This is a genomic window from Yoonia sp., assembly GCF_036007805.1.
In the GTDB taxonomy this organism is placed as follows: Bacteria; Pseudomonadota; Alphaproteobacteria; order Rhodobacterales; family Rhodobacteraceae; genus Yoonia.
In genome coordinates this window covers 1-9,252 of record NZ_DASYOK010000088.1, presented here as the reverse complement: position 1 = coordinate 9,252, position 9,252 = coordinate 1, and the positions used below count along the sequence as shown (strand labels likewise).

Below are 9,252 nucleotides of genomic sequence, written 5' to 3'. Positions count from 1 at the left end.
TCAGGCACCCATGATGCAATCAAGGACCAGGCGTCCGTGTCATCCGGTCTGATCCGCGCTTGTGTCAGCAGTTTCGCCGCCGCAATGCGCCCTTCATGGGTGTTGCCTTTCCACAGGCCCTTGGCCAGCGCGAGGCGTTCTTCAAGGTCAACCTCGGCGCGCCAGTTTTTGACCTGTTCGTCAATCACGGGGTTGGCCACGCCCAGATAGGGGCGGTCGACTTTGTGATAGCGGTGCATCTCGGCAGCCTTTGCCGCATCGCCAAGGGCGCGCAACTGCGCGATCGCTTGTTTCGTCGTTGTCATTCCACTGTCACCGATTTGGCAAGATTGCGGGGTTGGTCCACATCGGTGCCTTTGGCGACGGCCGTGTGATAAGCCAAGAGTTGCGCAGGGACGGCATAGAGGATCGGCGCGAGAAACGGGTCGACTTCGGGCATGATGATTGTCTCCCAGACACCGGCGCTGGCCTCGGCGGCGCCTTTTTGATCGGTGATCAAGAGCACTTTTCCGCCACGTGCCATGACTTCTTGCATGTTCGACACGGTCTTTTCGAAAAGACTATCGCGCGGGGCCATCACAATGATCGGGACATGTTTGTCGACCAAGGCGATGGGGCCGTGTTTGAGCTCCCCTGATGCATAAGCTTCGGCATGTATATAGCTGATTTCTTTGAGCTTTAGAGCGCCTTCGAGCGCCAGAGGATACATCGCGCCACGCCCCAGAAACAGGATATCGCGCGCCTCGGCCAGCTTGCGCGAAATCGACTTGGTCTTGTCCGCGATCCCGAGTGCGAGGTTCAAAAGCCCGGGCAGGCTACGCAAAGCGGCAAGCTTTTCGGCCAGTTCCGCATCGTTGATCCTGCCGCGCATCTGGGCGGCGCGCAGGGCGAGGATGGCCAGTGTCGTCAACTGGCAGGTGAAGGCCTTGGTCGAGGCCACGCCGATTTCGGTTCCCGCCAGAATGAGCAAGGGCATATCGCTTTCGCGCGCGATCGAGCTTTCGGGGACGTTGACGACCGACATGATCTTGTCGGCCTTGCCCTGCATGTAACGCAGTGCCGCCAGCGTGTCGGCGGTTTCACCGGATTGACTGATGAAAAGCGCAACCGTGCCTTTGGTCACCGGCGGTTCGCGGTAGCGGAATTCCGAGGCGACATCGACTTCGACAGGGATGCCTGCGATCTGTTCAAACCAGTATTTTGCAACGAGGCAGGCATAAAAGGCGGTGCCACAGGCCACCATCGTCATCCGTTCCACTTTCGCAAAGTCGATCTGCGGTTCGGGCATGGTGACGGCGGTGGCTTCGGCATTGATGTAATGCGACAACGCACCTTGCAACACGACCGGCTGTTCCGCGATTTCCTTGGCCATGAAGTGTTTGAAGCCTGCCTTGTCGACCATGGCACTGTCAATCTGGATCGTCTTGATCGCGCGATTGGCGATGGTGCCGTTCGCGTCGCGGATTTCGACAGTGTCGCGCGTGATCACGGCCCAGTCGCCCTCTTCGAGATAGCTGATCCGGTCGGTCATCGGGGCCAATGCAATCGCATCAGAGCCCACGAACATCTCGCCCGTGCCATAACCAATGGCGAGGGGGGAGCCTTTGCGCGCGGCGATCAGCAAGTCGTCTTCGCCATCAAAGAGGAAACAAAGCGCATAAGCCCCTTCAAGCCGCGCAATTGTCTGTGCGGCGGCATCGCGGGGCGACAGCCCTTGGTTGCGGAAATGATCTGCCAGCAAGGCAACTGTTTCCGTGTCTGTGTCGGTGGCAAAGCCCACGCCCTGTTCGGCCAAAAATGCCCGCAATTCGCGGAAGTTTTCAATGATCCCGTTGTGCACAACGGCCACGCCACCGGCGCGGTGGGGGTGGGCGTTCACGACATTGGGCGCGCCATGTGTGGCCCAGCGGGTGTGACCGATGCCGGATTTGCCCGCCAGCGGTTCATGCACCAGAAGGTCCGAGAGGTTCACCAGCTTGCCTACCGCACGCCGCCGGTCCAGCACGCCATCGTTGATGGTGGCAATACCCGCGCTGTCATAGCCGCGATATTCCAGCCGTTTCAGCGCCTCAACCAAAAGGGGGGCGGCTTCGTGATCGCCTAATACGCCGATGATACCACACATGGTTAAGACCCTTTAGCTTTGCGTGCTTTGAGTTTTTCGAACAGGCGGGTGGCAAAGCCCGCTTTGTTTTCCTGTCGCGCGCGACCAACAGCCAAAGCACCGGCCGGCACGTCCTTTGTCACCACTGATCCGCTGCCGGTCATGGCGTCGTCCCCCACGCTCACAGGGGCGACCAGCATGGTGTTGGAGCCGATGAATGTATCCTGCCCGATTGTCGTGTGGTGTTTGAACACGCCGTCATAATTGCAGGTAATCGTGCCTGCGCCGATATTGCTGCGCGCGCCGATGGTGGCGTCACCGATATAGGACAGGTGGTTGACCTTGGCACCTTCCGCGATCTGGGCGTTCTTGATTTCCACGAAATTACCGATCTTGACGTCCTCGGCCAGTTCCGCACCGGGGCGCAGCCGCGCATAGGGGCCGATCACCCCGCCGCGTGCGACATGACAGCCTTCAAGATGGCTGAAGGCACGGATCGTGGCCCCTGATTCGACCGTCACACCGGGGCCAAAGACGACATTGGGTTCAATGACCGTATCGCGGCCAATGACAGTGTCATGCGCGAAGAAAACGGTTTCGGGGGCGGTCATTGTGACGCCATCCTCTTGCGCAACTGCGCGGGCATTTTGCTGAAAGAGCGCCTCGGCGCGGCTCAGTTCGGCGCGGGAATTCACGCCAAGCGTTTCGACCTCATCGCAACGGACCACGGTAGCGGAAAGCCCGCGCGCGCGGGCAATGCCGATGATATCGGTGAGGTAGTATTCGCCGGCGGCGTTCTCATTGCCAACCGCAGCAACCAGATCAAGAAGTGTCGCGCAGTCAGCCACAATAACGCCACTATTACAGAGTGTTACGGCGCGTTCCTGATCCGATGCATCCTTGAATTCGACAATCCGGTCCAACTGATCGCCCCGCATGATCAGCCGCCCGTAGCGCCCCGGATCAGCGGCCTCGAAGCCCAGCACGACGATATCATGGGTCAGCCGTGCGGCTGTCATGGCGGCGAGCGTTTCGGGACGGATGAACGGTGTATCGCCATAGAGCATCAAAGCATCGCCATCGAAACCTGCCAGAGCGTCGCGGGCCTGTGCCACGGCATGGGCAGTGCCCAGTTGTTCGGACTGCAAGGCGATCATGACATCAGGGTCATAGGCTTTGGCCGCTTTCTCAACCATGTCAGAACCGTGCCCAGCGACGACGACAGTGCGTGCGGGTTCCAGCGCGGCACCGGCTTTCAGGGCGTGCACCAGCATCGGCGCGCCGGCGATTTCATGCAGGACCTTGGGCAGGTCGGAATTCATGCGCGTGCCCATGCCTGCGGCTAATATGATCAATGCGGTTGCCATTGCTGCCTCGAACCTTGTTGTTCCCTGCCTTCTACTGCCCTTTTTCAGTATCACAAGGGGAAGGGGGTTCACATCAGTTTACAGGGCGTTACAGAGTGAATGGCAACAAAGGGAAAGCTGATGACAAAACGCACTGTAATCTTTGATCTCGATGGCACGCTGGCAGATACCAGCGGCGATCTGATTGCCGCTGCCAATAGCTGCTTTCGCGGGCTGGGTTTGGGCGATTTGCTGGATCATGCCACCGATGCCGCTACCGCACTGCGCGGCGGGCGGGCGATGCTGACGTTGGGCTTTTCGCGCGTTGAGGGGTTCGGGCAGGCCGAGGTTGATGCGCAATATCCCGTGTTGCTGGCCGCCTACGCGCAGGCGATTGATACCCACACCGTGCTTTATCCCGGTGCCATGGAGGCTGTCGAACGTCTGCTGTCTGCCGATTATGCTGTGGGGATTGCCACGAACAAACCTGAAGGGCTGGCCGAAACCCTGATGCGCAGCCTCGGGGTGCGTGACGCATTCGGCTCGCTGATTGGCGCCGATACGCTGCCGGTGCGCAAACCCGACCCAGCACATCATTTCGAGGCTGTGCGCCGTGCAGGGGGTGATCCTGCGCGCTCGCTTCTGGTGGGGGACACGGTGACGGACCGTGACACCTCGCGCAATGCGGGTGTGCCGTCGGTGCTGGTCACCTTTGGCCCCGGGCGCGATGATGTCCTGGCGCTTGATCCCGAGGCCACGATTGATCACTACAATGAACTGGATGCAGTGGTGGCCCGTCTGATCGGGTGAATTGGCCCTATGCGCGGGGGGCAAGTGATGCTTTGATGCAGGCGTAGACCGCATCAGAGTGACCCCATGACCGAGATTTTCAAAGGCAGTTTCACCCAGCAGGAACCGATCCCCGCCGAAGGGATCGCTGCGGCCAATGCCGTGATGCAATCGGGCCGCTTGCACCGCTACAACACCAGCGGCGACGAGATTGCGGAAACGGCCCTGCTGGAAGAGGAATTCGCCGCGACAGTAGGCGCGAAATACTGCCTTGCGGTCGCTTCGGGCGGGTATGCCATGACAACAGCCCTGCGCGCCTGCGGTGTGCAGCATGGCGACAAGGTGCTGACCAACGCCTTCACGCTGGCCCCGGTGCCGGGTGCGATTGCGGCCGTGGGCGGTGTGCCGGTCTTTGTGGGCGTCACCGAGGATCTGGTCATTGATCTGAATGATCTGGCCGCAAAACTGGATCAGGCCAAGGTGCTGCTGCTCAGCCATATGCGGGGCCATATCTGCGATATGGAGCGGCTGATGGCGCTTTGTGATGCCGCCGGTGTCGATGTGATCGAGGATTGCGCCCACACAATGGGGGCCGCTTGGAACGGCGTGCCTTCGGGGCGTTGGGGGCGGTTCGGCTGCTATTCGACGCAGACGTACAAACACATCAATTCCGGCGAAGGCGGGTTTCTGATTTGTGACGGCGCCGAGGATATGGCCCGCGCGATCATGCTCTCAGGCAGCTATATGCTGTTTGAAAAACACCGTGCCGCCCCGCCGGTCGCGACCTTTGCCAAGATCAAATATGAAACGCCGAACATTTCGGGGCGTATGGACAATCTGCGCGCGGCGATCCTGCGTCCGCAGTTACGTAATCTTGCGGAACAAGCGGCGCGCTGGAACGCACGCTACCGCGTTCTGGAAGAAGGACTGGCCGAAACACCGGGCCTGCGCCTGATTCCGCGTCCTGAAAAAGAACAGTTCGTGGCCTCGTCTTTCCAGTTCCTGCTGCTCGATTGGGCGCCTGACGCGGTCGAGGCTGTGCTGGCGCGCTGTGCGGCGCGCGGGGTCGAGCTGAAATGGTTCGGCGGGGCAGAGCCCAAAGGCTTCACCTCGCGCTATGACAGTTGGCGCTATGCGCCCTCCGCGCCCATGCCTGCCTCTGACCGTGTTCTTGCCGGGGTCGTCGATATGCGCCTGCCGCTGACCTTCAGTCTTGAGGACTGTGCACTGATTGCAAGGATCATCCGCGCCGAGGTTTCTGCGGTCTATCAGGGGCAAGTTGCGGCTGAGTAGCGCACAAGGGGCTGCGCCGATCAAAAATGACTCGACAGGGCGGTGTGCTGCGTCTTATTAATGAACAAGCGTTCAATTAATCTGGAGCAACCGATGTTTCATGCCTCAATGAGCTTTGATCTGGGCGAGGATGTGAATGCCCTGCGTGATATGGTCCATGACTGGGCGCAGACCCGTGTCAAACCCATGGCGGGCGAGATTGACCAATCCAATGCCTTCCCCCCAGCACTTTGGCCTGAAATGGGTGAACTGGGACTATTGGGCGTCACGGTGGATGAAGCCTATGGCGGGGCGGGCATGTCCTATCTTGCCCATACGGTTGCGATCGAGGAAATCGCCCGCGCCAGTGCCTCTGTCAGCCTGTCCTATGGGGCGCATTCCAACCTGTGCGTGAACCAGATCAAACTCAACGGGACCGAGGCGCAAAAGGCCAAATACCTGCCGCGGTTGATATCGGGTGAACATGTGGGCGCGCTTGCCATGTCCGAGGCGGGCGCGGGGTCTGACGTGGTTTCAATGACGCTCCGTGCGGAAAAGCGGAACGATCACTACCGTCTGAACGGCAACAAATACTGGATCACCAACGGCCCTGACGCCGATACGCTGGTGGTCTATGCCAAAACCGATCCTGCGGCGGGGTCCAAAGGGATCACGGCCTTTCTTATCGAGAAAGAGATGACCGGTTTTTCCACCTCGCCCCATTTCGACAAGCTGGGGATGCGGGGGTCCAACACGGCCGAATTGATTTTTGACGATGTCGCTGTCCCGTTCGAGAACGTGTTGGGCGAAGAGGGCCGCGGCGTGCGCGTCCTGATGTCCGGTCTGGATTACGAACGGGTCGTGCTGGCGGGCATCGGCCTTGGCATTATGGCCGCCTGTCTGGATGAGGTCATGCCCTACCTGAGCACCCGCAAACAGTTTGGCGAACCGATTGGAAACTTCCAACTGATGCAAGGCAAGATCGCCGATATGTATACGGCGATGAATTCGGCGCGTGCCTATGTCTATGAGGTTGCGCGCGCCTGTGATCGTGGCACCGTCACGCGGCAGGACGCAGCGGCCTGCTGTCTTTATGCCAGCGAAGAGGCGATGAAACAGGCCCATCAGGCCGTGCAGGCCATGGGCGGCGCGGGCTTTCTGGCCGATGCCCCTGTGGCGCGGCTTTTCCGTGATGCAAAGCTGATGGAGATCGGGGCAGGGACATCGGAAATCCGGCGGATGCTCGTGGGCCGCGAATTGATGGCAGCAATGACATGAAATGGCTTGCGCTGATCCTTGTCTTCCCCGTGGCCGGTTTCGCGCAATCCTTTGGTGCGCCGCCTGTTGTAGAGATGGGCGATGTGACCTTCGCGGCAACTGAAACCGATGCCTGCATCAATGATCAAGCGTCCAAAGGCCCCGGCGGTCTTGTGACCCGTGCCGCGCGTGCCTGTATCGGCTATTCAGCGCGGGCCTGCACCGCAGCCCCCGCGGCCTGTCTGGCAGGCGAGAAGGCCTATTGGAATTGGCGGATTGCCATGAATTACGCGGGGTTGCAGGCATGGGTTGCCGACCTGAAAGAAGCCGACAATGACGATCTGCGCGCCTCTGTCGCAAATCCGGCTGCGGCAACGGCCAATGTGGTGCTGGAATGCGCGCTGCGGGTGGGTCAGATCGCAACACCCACCGCTGATGCGGATAAGGCGGCCTGCGAAATGCGTGAAACCGCGCTGATCGCCCTGGAGCTGGAATTTACGGTCAGGCAGGCCTGCGCGGGCGCAAAAGACGGCGAATTTGCCCGATTCTGCGGGGTAAATGATCAATGAGGCGCGCTTATTTCTTTCTTCCGCTGGCGGCACTTGTCGCGCTCGCAGCCTATCTCGGCTTGCAATATGGAACGGTGCCGAGTGAATCAGAAATCATCAACCGCTATGCCGCCGCCTACCTGTCCGCTGCCCCCACAGGGGCAAGCCCGACCGACTGTGCCGCCACGACACATCCCGATCCGGCCATTCGCATGGTGATCAACTGTGTGCATCCCTTGGGTTTGACAACAACGTTTTATGTCGGCCCGCGCGGCGAGAGCCTGCCAGCACCACAAGGGCTCGGGGCATGAGTGATCGCAAGCTTCACGAGGCCGCCTTGGCGGATGTGGCAGAGGCCGCACGGATCGCGGCCCTTGGCGGTGGCGAAAAATCCCGTGCCCGCCATCTGAGCCGTGGTAAAATGCTGCCGCGTGACCGCGTGGCGGGGTTGCTGGACCCGGGTAGTCCGTTTCTGGAGGTGGGCGCCACGGCAGCGCACGGGCTTTATGACGGGGCAGCGCCCTGTGCCGGTGTCATTGCCGGCGTGGGCCGTGTGAACGGCCATGAGGTGATGGTCGTCTGCAACGACGCCACTGTGAAGGGCGGCACCTATTACCCGATGACCGTCAAGAAACACCTCCGCGCACAGGAAATCGCCGAGGCCTGTCATCTGCCATGCGTCTATCTGGTCGACAGCGGCGGGGCCAACCTGCCCAATCAGGACGAGGTATTCCCCGACCGCGACCATTTCGGCCGGATTTTCTACAATCAGGCGCAGATGTCCGCCAAAGGCATCCCGCAGATCGCCGTCGTCATGGGGTCTTGCACCGCGGGCGGCGCCTATGTGCCTGCCATGGCCGATGTCTCGATCATCGTCCGCGACCAGGGCACGATCTTTCTGGCAGGTCCGCCTTTGGTGAAAGCCGCAACAGGCGAGGTTGTATCGGCAGAGGACCTGGGCGGCGGTGATGTGCACACGCGCCTGTCCGGTGTGGCGGATTATCTGGCCGAGGATGACGCCCATGCCTTGGCGCTGGCACGGCAGGCTGTGGCATCTTGTAATCTGGAAAAGTCTATAAACGCCAAAAGGCTACCGCCCGAACCTCCCGCGTTTGATCCTGATACGCTCTTCGATGTGGTGCCTGCCGACCTGCGCACGCCGTATGATATCCGCGAAGTCATTTCGCGCATCGTAGACGGATCGCGCTTTGACGAATTCAAGGCGCGTTTCGGCGAAACGCTTGTCTGCGGCTTTGCCCAGATCGACGGCTGGCCTTGCGGGATCATCGCCAACAATGGTGTGCTCTTTTCCGAAAGCGCACAGAAGGGCGCGCATTTTGTGGAACTGTGCAGCCAGCGCAAGATCCCGCTCGTGTTTTTGCAGAATATCACCGGCTTCATGGTCGGGCAGAAATACGAGAACGAAGGGATCGCGCGGCACGGGGCCAAGATGGTGACAGCCGTGGCGACCACAAAGGTACCGAAGATCACGATGGTTGTGGGCGGATCATTCGGTGCAGGGAATTATGGCATGTCTGGGAGGGCTTACAGTCCGAATTTTATGTGGTCCTGGCCGACGTCACGGATTTCAGTGATGGGTGGCGAACAGGCCGCAGGCGTGCTGGCCACCGTCAAACGCGACGCGATTGAGCGCGGCGGCGGGGAATGGTCCGCCGAGGAAGAAGCCGCCTTCAAGAAACCGACCATCGACATGTTCGCCGAACAATCGCACCCCCTCTACGCCAGTGCGCGGCTTTGGGATGACGGCATCATAGACCCGCGCAAAAGCCGCGAAGTGCTGGCGCTGTCGCTGGCGGCATCCATGAACGCACCGATCGAGGAGACACGCTTTGGCGTGTTCCGGATGTGATGGCGATGTTTGACAAGATCCTGATTGCCAACCGTGGCGAGATTGCCTGCCGGATCATCAGGACAG

Annotated in this window: 10 protein-coding genes; 7 read left to right on the top strand and 3 right to left on the bottom strand. The window is 60.4% G+C overall.

The genetic code is table 11. From position 1 onward, the window contains the following. The 3 genes from VGP75_RS05190 to glmU all read right to left on the bottom strand — a co-directional run. On the bottom strand, window positions 1-305 hold a 305-nt coding region (locus VGP75_RS05190), incomplete at its 3' end, for a DNA alkylation repair protein (protein ID WP_327542638.1). After that, complete coding sequence (gene glmS / locus VGP75_RS05185) at window positions 302-2,125, bottom strand: glutamine--fructose-6-phosphate transaminase (isomerizing) (protein ID WP_327542637.1); 1,824 nt, start codon at window positions 2,123-2,125, stop codon at window positions 302-304. The genes glmS and VGP75_RS05190, both read right to left, overlap by 4 nt. 2 nt (window positions 2,126-2,127) lie before the next feature. After that, a complete protein-coding gene (gene glmU / locus VGP75_RS05180) occupies window positions 2,128-3,471 on the bottom strand; it encodes a bifunctional UDP-N-acetylglucosamine diphosphorylase/glucosamine-1-phosphate N-acetyltransferase GlmU (protein ID WP_327542636.1) in 1,344 nt (447 codons plus the stop codon). Between the two features lie 120 nt (window positions 3,472-3,591). Here glmU and VGP75_RS05175 point away from each other — a divergent pair, with 120 nt between their 5' ends. The 7 genes from VGP75_RS05175 to VGP75_RS20590 all read left to right on the top strand — a co-directional run. Further along, entirely contained in the window at window positions 3,592-4,260 is a 669-nt protein-coding gene (locus VGP75_RS05175; protein ID WP_327542635.1) for an HAD-IA family hydrolase, read from the top strand. Between the two features lie 66 nt (window positions 4,261-4,326). After that, the gene (locus tag VGP75_RS05170) at window positions 4,327-5,532 is read left to right on the top strand and encodes a DegT/DnrJ/EryC1/StrS family aminotransferase (protein WP_327542634.1); all 1,206 of its coding nucleotides are present in this window, start codon (window positions 4,327-4,329) and stop codon (window positions 5,530-5,532) included. Between the two features lie 93 nt (window positions 5,533-5,625). Then, complete coding sequence (locus VGP75_RS05165) at window positions 5,626-6,789, top strand: acyl-CoA dehydrogenase family protein (protein ID WP_327542633.1); 1,164 nt, start codon at window positions 5,626-5,628, stop codon at window positions 6,787-6,789. After that, a complete protein-coding gene (locus VGP75_RS05160) occupies window positions 6,786-7,337 on the top strand; it encodes a hypothetical protein (protein ID WP_327542632.1) in 552 nt (183 codons plus the stop codon). Before VGP75_RS05165 ends, VGP75_RS05160 begins: the two co-directional genes overlap by 4 nt. Further along, window positions 7,334-7,627 (top strand): hypothetical protein, encoded by a 294-nt coding sequence (locus VGP75_RS05155; protein WP_327542631.1) that lies wholly within the window; start codon window positions 7,334-7,336, stop codon window positions 7,625-7,627. The genes VGP75_RS05160 and VGP75_RS05155 overlap by 4 nt, the downstream gene beginning before the upstream one ends. After that, on the top strand, window positions 7,624-9,186 hold the full coding sequence (locus VGP75_RS05150) for a carboxyl transferase domain-containing protein (RefSeq protein WP_327542630.1): 1,563 nt from the start codon (window positions 7,624-7,626) through the stop codon (window positions 9,184-9,186). Before VGP75_RS05155 ends, VGP75_RS05150 begins: the two co-directional genes overlap by 4 nt. Next, the coding region (locus VGP75_RS20590; protein WP_414727777.1) for a biotin carboxylase N-terminal domain-containing protein at window positions 9,186-9,252 on the top strand (67 nt) is incomplete at its 3' end. The genes VGP75_RS05150 and VGP75_RS20590, both read left to right, overlap by 1 nt.

Excerpts from the sequence above, each read along its gene's own strand:
- glmU (WP_327542636.1), bottom strand. The coding sequence starts at position 3,471 with ATGGCAACCGCATTGATCATATTAGCCGCAGGCATGGGCACGCGCATG.
- VGP75_RS05175 (WP_327542635.1), top strand. The coding sequence starts at position 3,592 with ATGACAAAACGCACTGTAATCTTTGATCTCGATGGCACGCTGGCAGAT.
- VGP75_RS05160 (WP_327542632.1), top strand. The coding sequence starts at position 6,786 with ATGAAATGGCTTGCGCTGATCCTTGTCTTCCCCGTGGCCGGTTTCGCG.
- VGP75_RS05170 (WP_327542634.1), top strand. The coding sequence starts at position 4,327 with ATGACCGAGATTTTCAAAGGCAGTTTCACCCAGCAGGAACCGATCCCC.
- glmS (WP_327542637.1), bottom strand. The coding sequence starts at position 2,125 with ATGTGTGGTATCATCGGCGTATTAGGCGATCACGAAGCCGCCCCCCTT.
- VGP75_RS05150 (WP_327542630.1), top strand. The coding sequence starts at position 7,624 with ATGAGTGATCGCAAGCTTCACGAGGCCGCCTTGGCGGATGTGGCAGAG.
- VGP75_RS05155 (WP_327542631.1), top strand. The coding sequence starts at position 7,334 with ATGAGGCGCGCTTATTTCTTTCTTCCGCTGGCGGCACTTGTCGCGCTC.
- VGP75_RS05165 (WP_327542633.1), top strand. The coding sequence starts at position 5,626 with ATGTTTCATGCCTCAATGAGCTTTGATCTGGGCGAGGATGTGAATGCC.